General features: G+C 66.0%; 19 protein-coding genes. 10 read left to right on the forward strand and 9 right to left on the reverse strand.

Annotated elements, in window-relative coordinates; all coding sequences use genetic code 11:
* The first annotated feature begins 71 nt into the window (after window positions 1-71).
* The 3 genes from NA5_RS21845 to NA5_RS21855 are packed head-to-tail and all read left to right on the forward strand — an operon-like array spanning window position 72 to window position 2,530.
* Window positions 72-794: an alpha/beta fold hydrolase gene (locus NA5_RS21845; RefSeq protein ID WP_062988923.1), complete on the forward strand. Its 723-nt coding sequence runs from the start codon at window positions 72-74 to the stop codon at window positions 792-794.
* A gap of 27 nt (window positions 795-821) precedes the next feature.
* Window positions 822-1,787, forward strand: coding sequence for an alpha/beta hydrolase (locus NA5_RS21850; protein WP_062988925.1), 966 nt, complete (start codon window positions 822-824; stop codon window positions 1,785-1,787).
* 35 nt (window positions 1,788-1,822) lie between these two features.
* Window positions 1,823-2,530 (forward strand): alpha/beta fold hydrolase, encoded by a 708-nt coding sequence (locus NA5_RS21855; RefSeq protein ID WP_062988927.1) that lies wholly within the window; start codon window positions 1,823-1,825, stop codon window positions 2,528-2,530.
* A 49-nt stretch (window positions 2,531-2,579) separates the two neighbouring features.
* Here the strand turns inward: NA5_RS21855 and NA5_RS21860 are convergent, their stop codons facing one another.
* Window positions 2,580-3,581, reverse strand: coding sequence for an MASE1 domain-containing protein (locus tag NA5_RS21860; protein WP_218020135.1), 1,002 nt, complete (start codon window positions 3,579-3,581; stop codon window positions 2,580-2,582).
* Window positions 3,582-3,742: 161 nt separating this feature from the next.
* Here NA5_RS21860 and NA5_RS21865 point away from each other — a divergent pair, with 161 nt between their 5' ends.
* A complete protein-coding gene (locus NA5_RS21865) occupies window positions 3,743-4,960 on the forward strand; it encodes a sigma factor-like helix-turn-helix DNA-binding protein (protein ID WP_084484342.1) in 1,218 nt (405 codons plus the stop codon).
* A 6-nt stretch (window positions 4,961-4,966) separates the two neighbouring features.
* Here NA5_RS21865 and NA5_RS21870 read toward each other — a convergent pair whose 3' ends face one another.
* The gene (locus NA5_RS21870; protein WP_245672334.1) at window positions 4,967-5,950 is read right to left on the reverse strand and encodes a hypothetical protein; all 984 of its coding nucleotides are present in this window, start codon (window positions 5,948-5,950) and stop codon (window positions 4,967-4,969) included.
* Window positions 5,951-6,352: 402 nt separating this feature from the next.
* Between NA5_RS21870 and NA5_RS21875 the strand changes: the two genes are divergently transcribed.
* Entirely contained in the window at window positions 6,353-7,549 is a 1,197-nt protein-coding gene (locus NA5_RS21875; protein WP_062988929.1) for a hypothetical protein, read from the forward strand.
* Here NA5_RS21875 and NA5_RS21880 read toward each other — a convergent pair whose 3' ends face one another.
* The 4 genes from NA5_RS21880 to NA5_RS21895 form a co-directional block, all read right to left on the reverse strand.
* The gene (locus tag NA5_RS21880) at window positions 7,550-8,461 is read right to left on the reverse strand and encodes a LysR family transcriptional regulator (RefSeq protein WP_174555253.1); all 912 of its coding nucleotides are present in this window, start codon (window positions 8,459-8,461) and stop codon (window positions 7,550-7,552) included.
* A gap of 119 nt (window positions 8,462-8,580) precedes the next feature.
* The gene (locus NA5_RS21885) at window positions 8,581-10,104 is read right to left on the reverse strand and encodes a flavin-containing monooxygenase (RefSeq protein ID WP_063813517.1); all 1,524 of its coding nucleotides are present in this window, start codon (window positions 10,102-10,104) and stop codon (window positions 8,581-8,583) included.
* 51 nt (window positions 10,105-10,155) lie between these two features.
* Window positions 10,156-11,472 carry a cytochrome P450 gene (locus NA5_RS21890; protein ID WP_084484331.1) on the reverse strand — a complete coding sequence of 439 codons (1,317 nt, stop codon included), beginning with the start codon at window positions 11,470-11,472 and terminating at the stop codon, window positions 10,156-10,158.
* Between the two features lie 146 nt (window positions 11,473-11,618).
* Window positions 11,619-12,848, reverse strand: coding sequence for a cytochrome P450 family protein (locus NA5_RS21895; RefSeq protein WP_062988936.1), 1,230 nt, complete (start codon window positions 12,846-12,848; stop codon window positions 11,619-11,621).
* A gap of 198 nt (window positions 12,849-13,046) precedes the next feature.
* Here NA5_RS21895 and NA5_RS21900 point away from each other — a divergent pair, with 198 nt between their 5' ends.
* Window positions 13,047-14,273 (forward strand): MFS transporter, encoded by a 1,227-nt coding sequence (locus tag NA5_RS21900; protein WP_062988938.1) that lies wholly within the window; start codon window positions 13,047-13,049, stop codon window positions 14,271-14,273.
* The gene (locus tag NA5_RS21905; RefSeq protein ID WP_371856449.1) at window positions 14,270-14,809 is read left to right on the forward strand and encodes a GNAT family N-acetyltransferase; all 540 of its coding nucleotides are present in this window, start codon (window positions 14,270-14,272) and stop codon (window positions 14,807-14,809) included. The genes NA5_RS21900 and NA5_RS21905 overlap by 4 nt, the downstream gene beginning before the upstream one ends.
* Before the next feature lie 5 nt (window positions 14,810-14,814).
* On the opposite strand, the gene NA5_RS21910 is transcribed toward NA5_RS21905, so the two are convergent.
* Complete coding sequence (locus tag NA5_RS21910; protein ID WP_062989115.1) at window positions 14,815-15,567, reverse strand: alpha/beta fold hydrolase; 753 nt, start codon at window positions 15,565-15,567, stop codon at window positions 14,815-14,817.
* A gap of 104 nt (window positions 15,568-15,671) precedes the next feature.
* Here NA5_RS21910 and NA5_RS21915 point away from each other — a divergent pair, with 104 nt between their 5' ends.
* From NA5_RS21915 to NA5_RS21925, 3 genes are all read left to right on the forward strand, one after another.
* A complete protein-coding gene (locus NA5_RS21915) occupies window positions 15,672-16,559 on the forward strand; it encodes an ABC transporter ATP-binding protein (protein ID WP_218020136.1) in 888 nt (295 codons plus the stop codon).
* A gap of 40 nt (window positions 16,560-16,599) precedes the next feature.
* Entirely contained in the window at window positions 16,600-17,364 is a 765-nt protein-coding gene (locus NA5_RS21920; protein ID WP_062988942.1) for a DUF2705 family protein, read from the forward strand.
* A 75-nt stretch (window positions 17,365-17,439) separates the two neighbouring features.
* Window positions 17,440-17,931, forward strand: coding sequence for a GbsR/MarR family transcriptional regulator (locus NA5_RS21925; RefSeq protein WP_062988945.1), 492 nt, complete (start codon window positions 17,440-17,442; stop codon window positions 17,929-17,931).
* Window position 17,932: 1 nt separating this feature from the next.
* On the opposite strand, the gene NA5_RS21930 is transcribed toward NA5_RS21925, so the two are convergent.
* Both NA5_RS21930 and zapE read right to left on the reverse strand, forming a co-directional pair.
* Window positions 17,933-18,742 carry a tyrosine-protein phosphatase gene (locus NA5_RS21930; RefSeq protein ID WP_062988947.1) on the reverse strand — a complete coding sequence of 270 codons (810 nt, stop codon included), beginning with the start codon at window positions 18,740-18,742 and terminating at the stop codon, window positions 17,933-17,935.
* Entirely contained in the window at window positions 18,742-19,758 is a 1,017-nt protein-coding gene (gene zapE, locus NA5_RS21935; protein WP_062988949.1) for a cell division protein ZapE, read from the reverse strand. Before zapE ends, NA5_RS21930 begins: the two co-directional genes overlap by 1 nt.
* Between the last annotated feature and the right edge of the window lie 15 nt (window positions 19,759-19,773).

A 19,773-nucleotide genomic window follows, 5' to 3' on the forward strand; every position in this document is an offset into this window, starting at 1 on the left:
AGGGGGGCGCAGGCGAGAGGAGGCAGCGGAAACTGCTCTGGGCACAGCGCCCATATCGAGAAAGGACCGCGATGTCCCCCGCGTCAACCCCGACCGTTGTACTCGTACACGGCGCCTTCGCCGATGCGTCGAGTTGGTCACCGGTCACCCAGCGTCTGCTCGAACAAGGCCACCGGGTCGTGGCGCCGCCGGTGTTCAACCGCAGCCTGTCCGGCGATGCCGCATACATCCGGTCGGTCGTCGAACAGATCGATGGCCCGGTGCTGCTGGCCGGGCATTCCTACGGCGGCGCGGTCATCACCGTGGCGGGCGCTGCCGAGAATGTCGTCGGTCTCGTCTATGTCTCCGGGTACGCGCTTGAGGAGGGCGAGAGCCTCGGCCAACTGCAGGGCCGGTTCCCGGATTCCGAGCTCGCGGCACATCTCGTGTACACCTCGTACCCGGTCGACGGCGAAACGACCGGAACCGATGTCTCCGTCGAAATCGACGCGTTCCCAGCAATTTTCGCGGCCGGGATCGATACTGCGACGGCACGGGTGCTCGCCGTGTCGCAGCGGCCGCTATCGGCAACCGCGTTCGGTGAGCCCGCCACAGCCGCAGCCTGGAAGACCAAGCCCGCCTGGGGAATCGTGTCCAGCGCCGACCGCACCATCAATCCGGACGTCGAGCGTTACGGCTATCGAAGGGCCGGGCTGCGGGCGGTCATCGAGCTCGACGCACCGCACCTGGTGATGCAGACCCATCCGGACCGGGTCGCGTCCGTCATCACCGACGCGATCGCCGAATTGTCCTGATCCACAACCCGAGAGAAAGGCACGACCATGTCAGGTAATCCGTTGGGTATCTCGCTCGAGCAGGCGGCGCAGGAGTTCGTCGACGCGACGTCGCAGCCGCCGTTCCTCTACCAACTCGCCCCGGAGGAGGGGCGTAAGGCGGTGGATTCGGTGCAGGATTCGCCGATTTTCAAGCCCGAGATCGATGAGGAGTGGGTCACCGTCGAGGGCGGTCCGACCGGCTCGGTGCGGGCGCGCATCGTCAAGCCGCAGGGAGTCACCGAGGTGCTGCCCGTGATCGTCTACACCCATGGCGCTGGGTGGGTTTTCGGCGATGCGCACACCCACGACCGGCTCGTGCGCGATCTCGCCGTCGGGGTGCACGCGGCCGTTGTCTTCCCGGAATACGACCGGTCGCCGGAGGTGCGGTACCCGGTGGCCAACGAGCAGTCCTACCGGGTCGCCCAGTGGGTCACGACCGACGGCGCCGAGCATGGTCTGGACGCGTCCCGGATCGCGGTCGCGGGTGATTCGGTCGGCGGCAATATGGCCATCGCGCTGACGCTCATGGCGAAGGAGCGCGGCGACCTCTCGTTCGCGCAGCAGGTGCTGTTCTATCCGGTGACCGACGCCAACTTCGACACCAGTTCGTACCAGCAGTTCGCCGAGGGCTACTTCCTGACTCGCGAAGGGATGCAATGGTTCTGGGATCAGTACACCACCAGCGCCGAAGACCGGGCGCAGATCACGGTGTCGCCGCTGCGGGCCGGCACCGAGCAGTTGAGCGGGCTGCCGCCCGCGCTGGTCATTACCGCCGAGGCGGATGTGCTGCGCGATGAGGGCGAGGCCTTCGCCGGCAAGCTGCGTGCCGCGGGCGTGCCGGTGACGCAGGTGCGCTACGGGGGGATCATCCACGACTTCGTCATGGTGAACGCGATGCACGATACGCATGCCGCCAAAGCCGCTGTCGCACAGGCGATTGCAACGCTGAAGGCCGCCCTGCACACCGTGTAATCACACCGCATCCACGAACAGATCAGGAGAAATCCATGACCGCTCCAACCATCGTGCTTGTCCACGGCGCGTTCGCCGATTCCTCCAGTTGGAACGGCGTCATCGAACGCCTACGCGCACAAGGACATTCCGTCATCGCCGCGGCAAATCCGCTGCGCGGCCTCGACAGTGACGCGGCCTACATCGCATCGGTCGTCGATAGCGTCGAGGGCCCGTGCGTGCTCGTCGGCCACTCCTACGGTGGCAGTGTCATCACCGTGGCGGCCGAAGGGAAGGCCAACGTCACCGCATTGGTCTACGTTGCCGCGTTCATTCCCGACGAGAACGAGAGCGCGCTACAACTGACGGACAAGCTCCCCGGCTCCACCTTGGGACCGAACACTCGTCCCGCGAGCTACCCGCTGCCCGATGGCAGCAAGGGCACCGAGCTCTACATCCGCCAGGATGAGTTCCACCGGCAGTTCGCCGCCGACGTCTCTGCGGCAACGGCGGAACTGATGGCCGCCACGCAACGACCGGTGGCCCTTGCCGCCCTGCAGGAAACTGCTACCGCGGCCGCGTGGAAGTCGGTGCCCACATTCGCATTGTTGACCACCGACGATCAGAACATTCCCATCGAGGCGCAGCGGTTCATGGCCGAACGCGCCGGGGCCGACACCGTAGAAATCTCGGCGTCGCATGCGGTTTCGGTATCCGAGCCGCAGGCGGTCGTCGACCTCATCATCCGGGCGCTCGAGCGTTAGTCCGGCCTCGATCCGACTCGCGCCGCGGGCAATTGCGGCGCGAGTCGGATCAGGTCGGTGCGGTATCGGGAGGTTGGGGTCGGCGGGGGTGCGTGCTGTCGATGACGCTCGCCAAAGGGCTGCCCTGGCTGATGGTGAGGACGATTTGGGCCAATTGGCTGCATGTGTCGTCTACGGCCTGACGGGCGCGGTCGCGTTGGGCCGTCATCGTGGCGTGTAGCAGGGCGGTTAGGGCGACCGAGCCGTTGAATGCCTGCAGGGTGATCATCTTGGTGGTCAGGTCGAGGCCGGTGAAGGCCGGGAAGTCGCGGGCCGCCGCGACGATGGCGACAGTCGAGGCGATCACGGCGCAGGGCAGGGCGCCGGAAAGGTGGAAGCGCATCGCGGCCCAGATCAGGAAGGGGAAGACCAGGAAGAGCAGGTTCGCCGAAACCGCGGTGGCCGTTACCGCGACAGCGAAGGTGCCCGCCACGAGCATCACGGCCTCGATTACTCGTAGTGGACGCAGCGCCTTGGGTATTCGAATACCTTTGCCGACGAGGATGAGCGGCGCGATCAGGAGCACGCCCATCGCGTCGCCGGTCCACCAGACCGACCAGGCGCCCCAGAAACCGTGAGCAGATACCGTACCGGCCACGACCAGGGCCACGGTGCCGAGCGTTGCGCTGATCAGCATGGCCGCGAGGGCACCGAGGAACACGAGTTCGAGTACATCGCGGATGCTGTCGAAATCGCTGCGGAACCCTACCCTTTTGAGGAGCAGGTACGCGACCACCGGGGCGGCCGTGTTGCCGAGGGCGATCATGAGGACCGCGGGAAGCGTCGGCCCGATCAGGGCATTCACCGCCAAGGCGCCAATCGTGATACCCGGCCAGATACCCAGGCCGAACAAGAACAGACAGGCGAGGGCGACCCCGGTCGGCGGCCACAGCGGCGTGATTTGATCGCCGACCAGGGCCGAACGCAACCCGACCTCGGCAGCCACGAAATAAGCGACCGCCGCGACAACCATCCACAGCGCCCGCTCGGCGTGGCTGCGGAAACGACCCACACCGTGAGCATAGAACCGTTTCCCACGACGATCAGGAAATATCGACGACAGCGATATCGAGCCCGCGGCCGCCCGTCGGCGGGATCGGCCGGGTTGTCGGTGGTCGGCATTAGGCTTTGGCGCACATGTCGAGTGGAGCCGAGTCGTGGTCAGGGGTGCAGGTGACGGCAAGTGAGGCCGATGGGCGGGATCGCGCCGCCGACGATGCCGATCCCGAGGTGCTCGACGATATCGCCGGGGATGTGTCGTTCGATCTCGAGGAGATCAACGAGCTATTGGGGGAATTGATCGAGATGCGGGGTGAGCGCAAGCGGCGCGATGCCGAAATCGTGGGGTTTCGGCTGGGGGTGAGCGGGGCTGCACCGGAGACGTTGGCGCGGATCGGTGCTCGATTCGATCTTTCGCGGGATCGGGTTCGACAGTTGCATACCCGGGCGGTGGCGCAGATTCTGCGGGAAGCGCAGTTGAGTGGACATCGGGCGGCCGAGGTCTTCGGGGCGCGGTATCCGGTGGGGACACGGGATCAGCAGTTGGTGCGGGCGCTGTTGGTGGAGACCTATGCGACGGATACCGATCTGGCCGCCAATGAGTTGGCCTATCTGAAGCTGCGGTTGGCCGGGCATGCGGGCGAGGATGCCAAGCGGGTGGCCGGGTACGTCATGCAGCGGATCATGGCGTGGCAGAAGAAGACGAACAGGCGGTTGGCGAAACTGCACGAACCGGTGGCGACGAGTGAGCTGAATCCATGGCTGGGACAAGTCGATTGGCCCGCCTCCGCACCGGCCCCCGCTCCCCTGCCGACCACGTCGGCGCGCACGGTCGACGGCGATGACGAAGGACGCGGGCGGTTCTATCTCGACAAGGTCGGACGCGATATCGGGTTCGATTCCGGACTGGAAGCTCGGCTGCTTCGGACGGTGAACGCCAGCGATCTGGTGGAAACGTTCCAAGAGCAACCGAGTGCTGTCACCTACGAAATAGACGGCGCGGAACGGATCTACTACCCCACCATCGCCGCACGGCTGGCCGACGGCCGCGTGGTGCTGATCGATGTCGAACCGCTGGGACATGTCGGCTTCTACCTCAATCGGATCAAATCGGCGGCAGGTCGCGCCCATGCGCATGCCAACGGCTGGGGCTGGCTGGTGTGGACCGGCAGCAAGATCGGGATTCCAGATCTATTGCGGCGCAAGGTAGCCGCGGAGGTCGAGGGCCGACTGTGGGAGCTGGTCGAGCGCGGACCGGTGTACTGGTCCGCGCTGCGACAGTTGCGCGCCGAGACCGAACTGGATCTGCTCGACCTGATCGCGCTGGTGCTGCGCAACGAATGGCGTTGGGACCGTGCACCGTTCCGCTTGACCGGCACGCACCCCGACTGAACCCGCTCAGCGCACGAACATCGCTCCTGCGATAAATGTCACGATCAGCATCATCGCGCAGTAGGTGATCAGCTGCCAATGACCGATCGCCTTCTGCATGTTCACGATGGTCGCGCGCAGGCTGGCGTCGATGCGGTGGTGATCGTCGAGCTTGCGCCTGACCTCGGCCAGCGAGTCCGCACGTTCCTGCGCGGACTCCTCGGCGCGTTCCAGCCGGGTGGTGAGCTTCATGATCTGTTTCTGCTTGTCCCGCACGGTTTTTCGGGACAGGGCCAGAGTGGTGCGTTGATTGACCAACTCCTGGCGCTGCCGAGCGATGACGCTGGCCTGCGTCCTCGTGTGGTGTTCCCAGTCGGTCACGGTGGCCCATCCTCCTGTCATCACATCGCGGTAGCCCCACGCGATTTCACCCCGCACCCAGCCGTACAGGAAATCGCGCAGTTCAAAGGGTTCCCGGCGCGGCACGACGAGCGCGCTGTGCGATGCGTCCAACATGCCGTCTTCGACCCGGTAATCGCACGCGGGCGGCGCGAAGTCGGCGATGCCGAGTGCGGGCAGATGCCCGACCCAATAGCCCGGCGGGCACAGCCACAGCACCCCGTCACATCCGGAGGCGCGCAGCCGCGCCGTGTGGTGCTGCGCCGACTCCCGATCCAGCGGGGCGGTGCGGACCTCGATGGCATACTGCCGCTCGCCGCTGTGCCACAGCACGTCCACCGGGACGTCACCCACCCGGCGGTCCACCTCGGCCAGGTCCGCACCGTAGGACGCGAGCCGACCGCAGAGCCAATACTTCAGCCGCTGGATATCCCATTGCGCGGCGGCACATTCCGGACATGTGCACCCGTATCCCCCGGCCCCCACCGCTGCGCCGACGGGTGCGCGGCCATCCGGTACCCCGGTGTCCGCGACACGACTGTCCGACAACCCCAATTCGGCGAGCATCGCCCGACGCCCGCACGCCCGCTCGACGCGCTGCTTCGTTCTCACGCGACCTCACCCCTGCCCAAAACCACCGCAGGTCAGGTACGACCTACGCCATAGATCAAGAGTGCGTCAGCTTTGGCCCGGCCGCCAGCCCCCTTTACCCCGCGCTCGGGTGCGCCACAACCCGCGAACACGCTCCGACCTGCCGATGTGCGCTGTGTCACAAGAGATTTCATTGCGACACGCGAGAGCATCGCCACAGTTATTCCGGTGATTGATAGTTGCGGCCATTCCTGGGACACGGACCGCTCCCCGCGAATCAGCGAACGAAAGCCGCCGGGTAACCGGACGAAAGGTGCACAGCGCGGCCGCGGCCGGTACTCGGACCGGCGTCGGTACCGATCGACAGATAGAATCGGCCCGCCACGAGCGGAGTTTCGGGCGATACGGGGAAGAAGGTATGGGATGGACCACGACGAGCGGAGTGGCGAATCGATCGGCGCGCTCTTGTCGAGTCTCGCGACGACCTTGCGCGAGGTGAGCAATAAGCTCGACGCGGTCGCCGCGCACGTGGACGACGACCGTAATCTCGCCGGTCGCTTGGCCAAGCTGGAGGCGTGGGCTTTCCGTACGGGGGAGGATGTTTCCAAGATCGGGTCACGGTTGCAGCAGGTGGCCACCGTCGAACCGAGTGACGAACCGGCCGAGCCCGCGCCGCGGAGCCGTCCGGAACCCGCTGCAGCGACCAGGGAACGGCGCGAACCGATCCCATCGCGTCGCGACCGTCTCGATGCCGTCAACGGGCGCGCCGACACCACGACCGCGCGCACCGAGACCGGACGCAACGGCCTCCCGGATATCACGACCGTGCTCAGCGAATCGCCGACCGGGCGAAACAACCGTCCCGGCACCACCGGAACCGATGAGCGCCTCGAACCCGCGACCGGCCGCAACGAGCGCGTCACGGCCACGACCGGACCCGACGGGCGCCTGGCGACTCCGACGGGCGGTCTGGATACCCCGACCGGACGCAACGAACGACTGGAAGCGGCCGAGGATCCCGCGAACATCACGCCCCGCCCCGCACGGGCCGAATTCACCGCACCGATCACTCGCACCGAACATCTGGAACCCTTCGGTCCCGCAACACCCAACGATTCCCTGTCCATTCCCTCGCGGACGCCGCAGCCCGTGCCGCCCGCGGTCCCCCCGACCTACCGCAGCGAACCGCTGTCCGGACCCACCTCGCGGCCCGATTGGCTCGACTCGGCACCGGCCAGCACCGAACCCGCCGCGCCGACCTACACCAACTCGCAACCCGCGACCACCGGCGACCGGCTCGAATACGGCTCGATCGGCACGAGTAACGGTCGCCTCGAACCGCTCACCTCGCCGCCCCGCAACGGCTACGAAACCGCGCCATCCACAACCCGTCCCGACACCGGCATGACCGCGCCCCGCGCCGAGGACAACGGCGCGCTGACTCCTGGCGCGCACCGCGCGGGCACCGGCGAGGACACCTCCCACGTCGACAAGCTGCAGGCCATGCTCGACGAACTCAAGCGCAACCCGCACGGCCCGTTCGGCCGCCCGGAACCGAGCTCGACACCGAACGAGCTACCCGGTGTAGATCCGAACTTCGCGATCCGCACCGAGGGCTGATCACCTGGCCGACGAGTCCAGACCGGCTAGGGTGCCGCGGATCAATTCGCGAAGCCATCGGTGGCCGCTGTCGGCGGTATTGCGGGGGTGCCACGCCATGGCGATGGCGATTTCGGGGAGGGGTAGGGGGATTTCGAAGGCGCGCAAGCCGAGTGCGGTGCGTGTTGTCGCGGTGAGCGCGGCGGGGACGGGACAGACCAGATCGCCGGAGCGGACCGCTAGCAACGCGCTGGTCAGATCGGGAACAGTGGCCACGACGCGGCGGGTACGACCGTGCAGGGCGAGGCGGTCATCGATGGGACCGCGGGCGCGGCCGCGGCGGGAGATGCCGAGTTGGGCGGCCGCGGCGAACCGCGCCACTGTGACGCGGTCGGTGATCAGCGGATGTTCCGGTGCGGCAACGCCGATCACGCGGTCGCGCAGGACGCGTTGCACGGTGGTCTCGGGATCGGTGTGCTCGATGACGCCGACCTCGATATCGACGCGACCGTCGCGGAGTGCGGCGGTGCCCTCGTCGCGATCCGGGAGTAGATGCAGCGTGACGCCGGGCGCCTGTGCGCGGACGGCGGCCACCAGTGGCGTCGCCAATTCGCCGAGAACCATATCGCCCGCCCGCACCATGAAGTCGCGCTTGAGCGTGGTCGGGTCGAGTGCGCCGCGCGGGGTGAGCAGCGCCCGTCCCCGCTGTACCAGAACGCTTACCTCGTAACGCAGTTCGAGTGCACGCGGCGTCGGCACCAGATTGCGGCCCGCGCGCACCAGCAGCGGATCGTCGAGCACGCGCCGCAGCCTCGCCAGCGTTCGGCTCATCGCGGGCGCCGAGGTCTGCAGCCGCTCGGCGGCCTCGGTGACACTGTTGGTCTCCAGCAGCGCATCCAGAGCAACCAGCAGATTCATGTCGAGGGCGTCCACTCCTGGATTATCCAGAACGGAAAGACCGGTAACCAACATTGCACTGGCGATAATCCGCTGGGGCGACCTCGATGGCGCTGGAACGCCCGGCCGACCCGGGCGCATTACCGGCGATCGGCCTAGGGCGTGCGCTGTTCGGCGGAGACCGGAGTCGCAGCCTCCGGCGCGGGGATAACCACCGGCCCCTTCGACCGGTCCGCGAGCCCACGATACGAAGACGGCTTGATCGTCCGAAACCATTGTGCCGCACGGGTTCTGCGCGGCACCCGGAATTTCAGGTCGGCGAGCATCTCATCGATATTGTGGATAGAGAACGGGGTGATCGCGCCGCCGTGTGCGTGATGGCCGCCCGTGCGTTCGGCCATCCAGCGCAGCCGCTCATCGACGTGCGCGGTCATCTCCTCCTGCGTCGGCAGGGCGAGGCGGCCGCGCAGCAGTGCGGCGGTCCAATGCGCACCGACCTCGGCGCTGAGCGTGCTGATGACCGAGGAGTTGTACCCGACGAAGCTCAGATTCGGCACGCCGATCGGCAGGATCTGGCGGTACAGGCGGAAATTGCCATCCTCGTCGGTGAGCTGACGCTGCACATACGGGGTGAGGAACGGCACCCGCTGGTGGAATCCGGTCGCGCAGATGACGATATCGGCCTGCAGGGTCGTACCGTCGGACAGTCGCACCTGATTCGCGGCCATCTCGGTGATGGTGCTGTCGCGGTGCACCGCGATCAGTCCCATTCCCACCCGCTCGAAGAAATCCTCGGTGACGAGACTGACCGTGCTCTCCGCGATGTCCTCGAAGCGCCCCTCCGGTACCAGCCCGAGCTCGCGCAGATGCGACTTCTTGGTGGCGAGTTCCTGGATCACATCCAAGTTGCTGTCGCGGAAGCTACGCCCGGAACCGTGCAGGAACCGCTCGATCCGCCCGGGCTTCTGATAGCGGAAATGCGCCTCCCCCAGCCTGGTCAGCATCAGCCGCTCGTAGTCGACCAGCCCGCGCGCCAATCTGCGCGGCATCTTCCACAGCAGTCGGCGGGCGACCACATTCGTCGAGGCCGCGACATGACTGACCGCCTCGGCGATATCGCAGGCCGATTTGCCGTAGCCGACCACCACGACCGACTTGCCGCGCGCCCACTCGGCATCCAGGAACTCCGAGGCGTGCCCGATCTGCCCACCCGCTCGGCGGAACCGCTCGACACCCGGAAAGTCGGGTACCGCGGGCTCACTGAAAATTCCGTTGGCGATGACCAGATGGTCGCAGGACGTGCGGTGGACGCCGATATGGTCGCGAATCTCCAGCAACCAGCCGCTGTCCACCGGATCGGCCGCGACCACCTCGGTGCCGAGGCGCAGGCTCTCGCCGAAGCCGAAGTGCCGCACGTACCCGTCGAGGTACTGCTGCATCTGTTGTCCGTCCGGCACGCGCGGATAGTCGTCGGGCATCGGGAAGTCGGAGAAGTGATACGTATGTTTGCTGTTCTGTGCGCGCAGGCCGGGATACCGGCGCGTCGCACTCCATACTCCGCCGACGTCCGGGCTCCGATCGAATACCTCGACCGGAAATCCCTCCTGGCGCAACACCTTCGCGCAGGCAAGGCCTGCGATGCCCGCACCTACGATTGCGACGCGGTTCCCGCTCGTCATGGCACGGAGATTACGTCGCTCGCGCGAATGCGGCAAAGCCTCGGTGCGATTTCACGAAGTTGAACGGGGGGTGACTACAATCCTGGCCTTGTCGCGCGGCACGGTGGTGATATTGCGCACCCGTCCGCGTTCGGATTTCGCGCCCTCGGGCGCGGCGAGGGTGTAGCGGGACAGGATCTCGCGCAGTACCGTGGTGCCCTCCATCAGCGAGAATCCGGCGCCGATACAGCGGCGCACCCCGCCGCCGAAGGGCAGCCAGGTATTCGGTTCGACCTCGCCGTCGAGGAAGCGCGACGGCCGGAACGTCCCAGTGTCGGGAAAGTTGGCCGGACTGCGGTGCGCCAGCAGAATCGAACAGCTGACCACGGTGCCCGCGGGCAACTCCCAGCCGCCGATGGTCATATCCCTGGTGAGTTTGCGGACCGCGCCGGGTATGACGGTGCGCAGCCGCATCGCCTCCTTCATGACGGCCTCGAGCGCCTTGTCGTCGTCGATGCGGACCGCTTCGTGCGCGTCGCGTTGTATCTGCGGGTTGACCGACAATTCGTGCAGCGCCCAGGACAGCGCGGCCGCGGTGGTTTCGTGACCGGCGAGCAGCAGGGTGATGAGTTGGTCGCGCAGTTCGGCGTCGGTGAGCGGCGGATCGGACTCGGTATCGCTGCCCGCCTGCAGCAGCCGGGACAGCACGTCGGTGCGTTCGGCGAGGTCGGACGCGGTGCGCCGGGCCGCGATCTCGGCGTACAGCAGATCATCGATGGCGGCCATATTGTCGTGGAAGGACTTCCACGGCGGATACTTCTGCAGCGCCGGTTTCATCAGACCGAGATATTGCAGCGGGCCGACAGTGACGACGCGGCCGAGCCGCGGTGCGAGCACGGCCCGGGTGCGCTCATCGGTGACGCCGAACACCACCCGCATGATCACCTCGAGGGTGAGCGCGTTCATCCGGTCGAGGGTGATCACCGTCGAACCGGGCCGCCAGCGGTCCACCTCCGCGGCCGCGATCTCGGCGACCAGATCGCGGTAGCCACGCAGGGCCGCGCCATTGAATGCGGGCATGAGCAATCGGCGGGCCCTGGCATGTTCGTTCTCATCGGTCAGCAGCACCGAATGCTGGCCCATGACCGGGCCGAGGATCTGATTGCCTTCGCCCGCGTGCAGGTCGCGTGGGTCACCCGCGAAGATCTCCCTGATGTGTTCGGGGCGGGTGAATACGACGAGGTTCCGTGCGAACGGCGGGACATGCAGCGAGAAGACATCGCCGTAGCGCCGCCGCAGCGGTGGCAGCACCTGGGCGCGGTTACGGATGTACAGCAGGCCCTGCAGAAATGCAGGGATCGGCGGACCGGGTGGATACGCCGCAGTCATCGTTTCCCTCCGCATCCGGCGCCGGACGCATCGTTACGCCGGTTCTCTGCACTGTTGCACAGTTGTCCGGCGTGACGGAAGTCCCCGGGACACAACGCCTGTTCAGCGGGGCGGTCCGCAGGTCCGCGCACCCCGGAACGCCGAACTCAACGCAGTGCGGGTGTCCCTACCAATTCGACCGGCAGATCCCGCAATCCCCGGATGAGCATGCTCTCCCGCCAGCGCAATTCCCCACCATCGGCGGCCAAGCGCAGGTCCGGATACTGCTCGACCAACCTCGTGATCGCAATGCGCGCCTCCAGCCGGGCCAGCCCCGCGCCGAGGCAGTAGTGGATGCCGTGGCCGAAGGCCAGATGGCCGGATGTCGAACGCTGCGGGTCGAACTCCGCGGCGTCACCGAAGTGCCGTTCGTCATGATTGGCCGAACCCAATGCGACCAGTACCAGTTCGCCCGCGGGAATGTCCGTGCCGCCCAGCGTGATCGGTTCGGCGGTATAGCGCAGGGTCGCCACATTCACCGGACCGTCGTAGCGCAGCATCTCCTCGATCAGGGCGGGCACGGCCTCGGTATTGCCGTGCAGCGCGCGGTAGCGCGCCGGATCCGAGAGCAGGGTGAGCACGGTATTGCCGATCAGGTTCACTGTGGTCTCGTGGCCCGCGACCAGGATGAGGAACACCATGGAGATCAGCTCGTCATCGGTGAGGCAATCGCCGTCGGCATTGGCGGCGATCAGGTCCGAGACGAGATCCTCCGCGAGCCCCTCGGCCCGGCGCCGAGTGATCAGCTGCTCGAAATAGTCGGCGATGGCATCGGTCGCGTGCCGGACCTCCTCGGGCGTCGCGGTGGACAGTTCGACGATGATGCGCGACCACTCCCGGAAATCCGCGCGATCGGCGACCGGCACACCGAGCAGTTCGCAGATGACGGTGATGGGCAGTGGAAACGCGTACTCGGACAACAGATCCACCCGGTCCGCGCCGTCCGCGGCGATTCGGTCCAGGAGTTCGTCTGCGATCGCGAGCACGCGCGGTGCCAACGCCTCGATCCGGGCGGGCGCGAACGCGGGCGTGACCAATCGGCGCAGCCGGGCGTGCCCCGGCGGATCGGTATTCAACAGGTGGTAGCTGATTCGGGTATTCACCGCACCGACGCCGGTGTCATCGGTGGGCAGACGGCGGGCCTTGCGGCTGGCGTCGGTGCGCGGATCCTTGCGGATGGCCGGATGACGCAGCACCTCGCGCGCGACGTCCAGATCAACCACCAGCCAGGCGCGCACGCCGGTATTCAACTCGATGGGGTGCACGGGGCCTTCGGCGCGCAGCTCCTCGTAGAAGGCATACGGCGTATGAAAGAAGTCCTGCGGCAGCTTTCTCATTCGACGGCCCTTCCCCGTTCGCGAGTTGTCTTGCGCCCCTTCGATAGTGGCACGCGTCACCGATCTCGACCACCCGAGCGCCGACCATAGCGAGCGAAGACGACCAGAGGATGACCGTCGCGCGCACCGTATCCGACGAAAGGATGACTGTGACGATTTCGGCGGGCACGGCCACCGGCGGGCCGATACTCTCCGCAGATGGGACCGATTTCTCCTGTCCTGCGCGGAGCCCGGATCGCGAATTCGTTCGCCTTCGGGTTGCAGGGCTTTTTCTTCGCGGTCGTGCTTACCGAACTGCCGCAGCAGAAGGACCGCTTCGGCCTTTCCGATGGCCTTATCGCGGGTTCGGTGGTACTGGTTTCGATCCTCGCGGGGGGCGGCAGTGTCGCGGCCGAGCAAGTGGCCACGCGATGGTCGAGCCGAGTCACCGTGCGGATCGGACTGCTGGGCATCACAATCACCGGATGCGCCATCGCGCTGGCTCCGAATACCCCCGTACTGCTGATCACCCTCGGGCTCTACGGAATCGCGGTCGGCATCGTCGATGCGAGCACGAATATGCAGGGCGTGTTCGTTCAGCACGGGTACGGGACCTTCATCCTGTCATCGTTCTACGCGGTGTGGAGTGCCGGATCGATCCTCGGCGCGCTGTTCGTATCCGCCTGCGAGGCATGGGATATCACGCTGCGTGACTCGCTGTTGACGGCCGCGGGCATCGTTCTGGTGGTCGGATTGGTGCTCGGCCCACGCCTGCTCGGCGCCGCGGAAGCCGAATCCGGTCCGACGGAAGTGGCCGACAGCGAATCCGGAGCATCCGGGATGGTTCCGCTGCGCAGGTACCTCGCTTTCGGCATCGCGGCCTCGCTGGTATTCGCGATCGATCTGGCCGTCAGCAACTGGTCGGCGTTGTATCTGAAGGAGGATCTACTCGCCAGTTCGTCCACCGCGGCGTTGGCGTTGGCGGTCTATCAGTGCGCGTCGCTGGCCGCCCGGCTGAGCGGGGATCTGTGGGTACGGCGGCTCGGCGGACGTCGGGTGGTACGCATAGCGGGGGGCATCGGTGTGCTCGGGCTGGCCGTCGCGGTGGTCGCGCCCGGGCCGGTTGTCGCGATCGTCGGCTTTCTGATCGGCGGTTTCGGTACCGGCGTTGTCGCACCGCTGTGCTTCAGCGAGGCCGGACAGCTGACCAGCGGACGGCAGCTCGACGCACTCATCGCACGTCTGAATCTGTTCAACTACGCGGGCACACTCGTCGGCGGCGGGCTGGTCGGCGCGCTCGCCGCCGGGTTCGGACATCGGATCGGTTTCGTGATTCCGGTCCTGTTCATGGCAATCGTTATCGGACTCGGGCGCGTATTCCATTCCCGTTCCGAACCGGATGAACTTTCCGCTTCCAGCGAAGGTCGTGCTGTACTGGACACATGAGCAACATCCCAGTCACCGTGGATCGGGCCGGATTGTGGGACGCCGAGGCGCTCAGCGACGTTGCGGCCGCGACCTTTCCGCTCGCCTGTCCGCCGCACGCCACCGCGGAGGATATCGAGATCTTCATCGCCGAGGTGCTCTCCGGTGAACGCTTCGGCGAATATCTGACCGACCCCGCCCGGATCGTGCTCAAGGCGGTGGCCAACGGCGATATCGTCGGCTACGCGATGTTGCACTACGGTGATCCGGCCGATCCCGCCGTCGCCAAGGCCGTCGCCCTGCGGCCCGCCGTCGAGATCAGCAAGATGTACGTGCTGCCCGGCCACCACGGCGCCGGTGTGTCGAAGGCGCTGATGAACGCAGCATTGGAGCAGGCCCGCAAGGAGGCGGTCGCCGGGGTGTGGCTTGGGGTCAACCAGGAGAATCAGCGGGCCCAGCGGTTCTATCTCAAGCACGGATTCGAGCGGGTCGGCACCAAAACCTTCCCTCTCGGCAGCAAATTGCAGCACGATTTCGTCATGCGACGGGTTTTCTGACCGGATCAGGCCACGAACTCGACCAACGCCGCATGGAAACTCGGCTCCACCACAGCCGTCAGGTGATCACCCGGCACGATCCGCAACTTCGCATCGGGTAGGGCATCCGCCAGCCGGTTGGGCTCGACCGCGAACGGGTCCCTGTCACCGGCCAGGACCAGGCTCGGCATCGTGATATCGGCCAGAGTTTTGATCGGCTCGTCGTCGAGGCCGGTCGCGACCGCCTCGATGGCATCGCGATCGGCGCGCACCGCGTCGGCGAGAATCCGGAACATCATCGCGATCGGTGGTGTCCCCGCACCGTCATCGCGCATGGCGGCACGCAGATCGTCGATATCGATGACGCGCCGGTCGACGCCGCCGCAATCGAGCACACCCGAGCCGATGCCGCCCACCGCCAGCTTGCACACCCGCTCGTCCGCGCCCGCGACCAGCAGCGAGATGATCGCACCCATCGAATACCCCACCTGCACAACGCGATCGAAGCCGAGTTCGTCGTACAGCGCACTGACATCGCGTGCCATCCCCGTCCATGAATACCGCGCCGGATCATGGGGTTTCTCGGACCGACCGTGCCCGCGCGCATCCAATGACACCACGGTATGCCCGGCGGCCTGCAGCGCGCCGACCACCCCGGTGGCCATCCAGTTCGCATTCGTATCGGCCACAACGCCGTGTTGCAGTACGACCGGGGTGCCTTCGCCCTGCCATACGCGGTAGTTGAGCTCCAGTCCGTCCCAGGTCTTGAACGTCGTCATGACCGGATCGTAGCCCGGGGCCAACGGTTGACAAGTTCTGCATGTTCAGTTTTTACTGAACAGATCAGTACTTACGGAACACGAGGAACTCTCGAAGGAGCATGATGACCACCGCCGCGATCCGCACCGAGAGCCTGACCAAGCACTACGGCAAGCACGTCGCGCTTACCGACCTGAACCTCGAGGTCGGCCAGGGCGAGGTGTTCGGATTTCTCGGACCCAACGGTGCGGGCAAGTCGACCACCATCCGCATCCTGCTGGATCTGATCCGACCGACCGCTGGCCGCGTCGAGTTGCTCGGCATCGAACCGCGCGTCGGCGGTGCGCAATTGCGCAAGCGCATCGGATACCTGCCGGGCGAACTCGAGATCGAGGGCCGCAATACCGCTCGTGAGCTGCTCACCTTCCTCGCCGATCTGCGCGGCGATGTCGCTGCGACGCGGATCACCGACCTCGCCGATCTGCTCGATCTCGATCTGTCCAAGAAGGTCGGCGCGATGTCCAAGGGCAATAAACAGAAGGTCGGCATCATCGCCGCCTTCATGCACAATCCGGATCTGCTGATCCTCGATGAACCCACCTCTGGGCTGGATCCGCTACTGCAGCAACGCTTTCTGGATCTGGTCGACGCGGCCAAGCGCAACGGTCAGACGGTGTTCATGTCCTCGCACATTCTCAGCGAAGTGCAGCAGAGCGCCGATCGAGCGGTCATCATGCGCGCCGGTCGACTGCTCGGCACCGAGAATGTCGAGGATCTGCGCAGGCGTTCGCCACGCACGGTCGAATTGGTCTTCGGCGAGGACGTTTTCGGCGACGACTTCGCCAGACTGCCCGGCGTGCGCGATCTGTCCGTCGACGGAAAAACCTTGCGCTGCACCACCGAAGGCGAGGTCGACGGTCTGTTCAAGATGGCTGCGAAATACCAACTGGTGAGCGTGCTGTCCACCGAGCCGGATCTCGAGCAGATCTTCTTCAGCCTCTACGGCCGCTGATAACACCAACCGAATCATTTATCGCACAGGAGAATTCGTGATGACTCGCTCGATCTTCACCCAGACCTTGAAGGAACAGCGGCGCGGCTTGATCGGCTGGTCGATCGGTTTCGCCATCATCCCGATGATGTATCTGCCGTCCTATCAGTCGCTGAAGGAGCAGGGCTCGCTCGACCTCGAGCAGAACAAGATGTACGACGCCATGGGTGTCAACGATTTCGCCAGCTCCAGTGGATATTTGAACGCGACGGTGTACTCGCTGATGGGTCTGCTGCTGATGCTGATCTTCGCGGTCACCTTCGCGAGCCGTTCGGTGGCGCAGGAGGAGAACGGGATGCTGGATCTACTTCTCGCACAACCGATCAGCCGAATGAACCTGCTGCTGCAGCGATTCGCCGCACTGGCCGTGCAGATCGCGACGGCCACCACCGTGCTCACCCTGAGCGTTATCGCCGGGACCGATGCGGGCGGGCTGGACGTACCCACCGGCAATATCGTAGCCGCCAGCGTTGGCCTCGGATTGCTGGCGCTAGTCGTCGGCGCGATCACGCTGCTGGTCGGCGCGGCCACCGGAAAGCGTTCGGTGACACTGGGTTCGGCGTCACTGATCGCGGTGGCGGGCTATCTGGCCAATAACCTCGGCGGTGACTTCGTGCGCACGCTGTCGCCCTTCTACTGGGCCAATGGCGATGCGCCCCTGATGCACGGCTGGAACGGCACCCACCTGGCGGTGCTCGTCGTCGTGGCCGCCATCGCCGTGGTGCTGGCGCTGGGCGCCTTCGATCGCCGCGATCTGGCGGTCTGATCGACCGATCCGGGGCGGACCGACACGGTCCGCCCCGTTTACCGCTATCCGCATTCTGAAAGGGATACTTCTGCGATGGGCACCACCGACAACGAGCAGACAGCCGGACCGACTCCGGAAAAGCTGGCATTCGTCGAGGATTTCGCACTCGTATTGGAGCGGATGGGCCTGGTCCGGATGACGGGCCGGGCCGCGGGGTGGTTGCTGGTCAGCGATCCGCCGGAGCAGACCTTCGGCCAGATCGCCGATGCGCTGCAGGCGTCCAAGGGTTCCATTTCGTCGGCATTGAAGACGCTGGTCACCATGCGCTGGGTGGACAAGATCTCCAAGCCGGGCGATCGCAAGGACTACTACTCGATCCGGCCAGGGATCCTGCCGGAGCTGACCCGTCAGCAGAGCGGCATGTACACCGACCTGACCAACATGACCGCACGCGGGCTCGCACTATTCGACGACCCGAATGGTGCTGATGCCGCGCGGGTTAGGGATATGCACGAGTTCTTCGTTTGGATGGGTAAGGAGCTGCCCGCATTGATCGATCGCTGGTACGCGGAGCACCCCTCCTGAATCAGGCGAGCAGCTTCGCCTTCAGTGCCGCGACATCGGTGGCCGACAGCTTCAATCCCTCGCGGACGTAGGCGTCGAAACTGCCGTAGCTCTGGTTCGCCTGTTCGAAGGCGGCATCCAGCCATCCGGCCGAGACGCCGTTGAGCGGATCGTTCGGGCTGGCATTGCGGTACTGATTGGACAGCAGGTAATCCTGCGTGACGGTGTCGCGGTCCACGCCGAGGACGGTCAGCAGGACGGCGGAGGTCCAGCCGGTGCGGTCCTTGCCCGCCGTGCAGTGGAACAGTACGGCGCCGTCGGTATCGATGATGTCGCGCAGTACCGAGGCGAAGGCCTCGTTCGCGCCCGGCGCCGTGATGAATGCGCGGTAGAGGTCATCGCCGCCGGTGAGGGTGGTGATCAAGGTTTGCGGCGGGGCTTGGCCGATGACGTCGTTCCAGTTCGCGACCGCACCTGTCGGCACCCGGTCGGCCGCGACGGTGCGCTCATAGACGGTGCGCAGATCGTCGACCACGCGCACCTTACGGTCGGTCAGCACGGCCAGATCGGCCGGAGTCGCATTGTTGAGCTGGCCGGTGCGGAAGACGAGTCCGGTGCGCACCCGGTGGCCGTCGGTGGTGCGGTAGCCGCCCGCGTCGCGGCCGTTCTGCACGCCCTGCAGGTTCAGCGCCCGGTCGAAGGCGACCGGGTCGGCGAGGCTGACCGGGTCGGCCGGTGCGACGCCTGCCACCGGTCCGAAGGCGACAGTCAGACCCGCGGCCAGCGACACCGGAACTCGAGCGGAACGACGGACCAGGCCCGCTCCGATCATTACGCCGCTACCTCGAAGCGCGAGAGCGCCAGCAGACGCGAGATCGCGCGCAGATACTTCTTGCGATACCCGCCGTCGAGCATCTCCTTGGAGAAGATCTCGTCCAACTTCGCCCCCGAAACCGTCACCGGAACGCTCGCGTCGTACAACCGGTCGGCGAGCACGACGATCCGCAGCGCGACCGCCTGATCGGTCACCGGATGCACATCCGAGATGTATACCGACGACACCCCGGAGATCAGCGCGCCGTACTTGGACGGGTGCAATGTGCTCAAATGCTTCAGCAGCGCGTCGAATGCGTCGAGCGTGGAACCCGGTGTGGCAGAAGCACGTTCGGTGAGCAGCTCCGGCGAGGTCGGTTCCGGCGCGGGCGGCAGATCGCGGTGCCGGTAGTCCGGACCGTCGACGCGCACCGCCTCGAAGATCGAACCGAGCTTCTTGATCTCGCGCAAGAAGTCCTGGGCGGCGAAGCGTCCCTCCCCCAGCTGGCCGGGCAGGGTATTGGAGGTGGCGGCAATCGAGACACCGCGCGCCGACAGCTCGGTCAGCAGCCGCGAGACCAACATGGTGTCGCCGGGATCGTCGAGTTCGAATTCGTCGATGCACAGCACGCTGTTCGCCGCGAGCCGCTCCAGCGCGTTGTTGAAGCCGAGTGCGCCCACGAGATTGGTGAGTTCACCGAAGGTGCCGAAGGATTTCGGCGCGGGCGCGCTGTGGAAAATGGAGGCCAGCAGGTGGGTCTTGCCGACACCGAAGCCGCCGTCGAGGTAGAGCCCGGCCCCGCTGATCGGTTTCTTCTTCCCGAACAGGCTCTTCTTGTTCGCCGCCTGATGGATCTTGGCGACCTGACCGGCGAAATCCTCGGCCTTGCGGACCGCGGCCGCCTGAGACGGCTCATTGGGATCGGGAATGTAGGAGGCGAAACTGACCTCGTCGAACATGGGCGGTGGCACCATCTGGGCGACCAACTGGTCCGCCGGAACCTCCGGATGGCGATCGACAAGGCGCTCTTGCATGCTGGAAGCCTAATG

Origin of the sequence: Nocardia anaemiae NBRC 100462 (assembly GCF_001612725.1) — a bacterium.
Taxonomy (GTDB): domain Bacteria; phylum Actinomycetota; class Actinomycetes; order Mycobacteriales; family Mycobacteriaceae; genus Nocardia; species Nocardia anaemiae.

Coding starts and splice junctions, on each gene's coding strand:
- NA5_RS21845 (WP_062988923.1), top strand. CDS start 72: ATGTCCCCCGCGTCAACCCCGACCGTTGTACTCGTACACGGCGCCTTC.
- NA5_RS21850 (WP_062988925.1), top strand. CDS start 822: ATGTCAGGTAATCCGTTGGGTATCTCGCTCGAGCAGGCGGCGCAGGAG.
- NA5_RS21855 (WP_062988927.1), top strand. CDS start 1,823: ATGACCGCTCCAACCATCGTGCTTGTCCACGGCGCGTTCGCCGATTCC.
- NA5_RS21875 (WP_062988929.1), top strand. CDS start 6,353: ATGGACCACGACGAGCGGAGTGGCGAATCGATCGGCGCGCTCTTGTCG.
- NA5_RS21885 (WP_063813517.1), bottom strand. CDS start 10,104: ATGACGAGCGGGAACCGCGTCGCAATCGTAGGTGCGGGCATCGCAGGC.
- NA5_RS21890 (WP_084484331.1), bottom strand. CDS start 11,472: ATGACTGCGGCGTATCCACCCGGTCCGCCGATCCCTGCATTTCTGCAG.
- NA5_RS21895 (WP_062988936.1), bottom strand. CDS start 12,848: ATGAGAAAGCTGCCGCAGGACTTCTTTCATACGCCGTATGCCTTCTAC.
- NA5_RS21900 (WP_062988938.1), top strand. CDS start 13,047: ATGGGACCGATTTCTCCTGTCCTGCGCGGAGCCCGGATCGCGAATTCG.
- NA5_RS21905 (WP_371856449.1), top strand. CDS start 14,270: ATGAGCAACATCCCAGTCACCGTGGATCGGGCCGGATTGTGGGACGCC.
- NA5_RS21910 (WP_062989115.1), bottom strand. CDS start 15,567: ATGACGACGTTCAAGACCTGGGACGGACTGGAGCTCAACTACCGCGTA.
- NA5_RS21915 (WP_218020136.1), top strand. CDS start 15,672: ATGACCACCGCCGCGATCCGCACCGAGAGCCTGACCAAGCACTACGGC.
- NA5_RS21920 (WP_062988942.1), top strand. CDS start 16,600: ATGACTCGCTCGATCTTCACCCAGACCTTGAAGGAACAGCGGCGCGGC.
- NA5_RS21925 (WP_062988945.1), top strand. CDS start 17,440: ATGGGCACCACCGACAACGAGCAGACAGCCGGACCGACTCCGGAAAAG.
- NA5_RS21930 (WP_062988947.1), bottom strand. CDS start 18,742: ATGATCGGAGCGGGCCTGGTCCGTCGTTCCGCTCGAGTTCCGGTGTCG.
- zapE (WP_062988949.1), bottom strand. CDS start 19,758: ATGCAAGAGCGCCTTGTCGATCGCCATCCGGAGGTTCCGGCGGACCAG.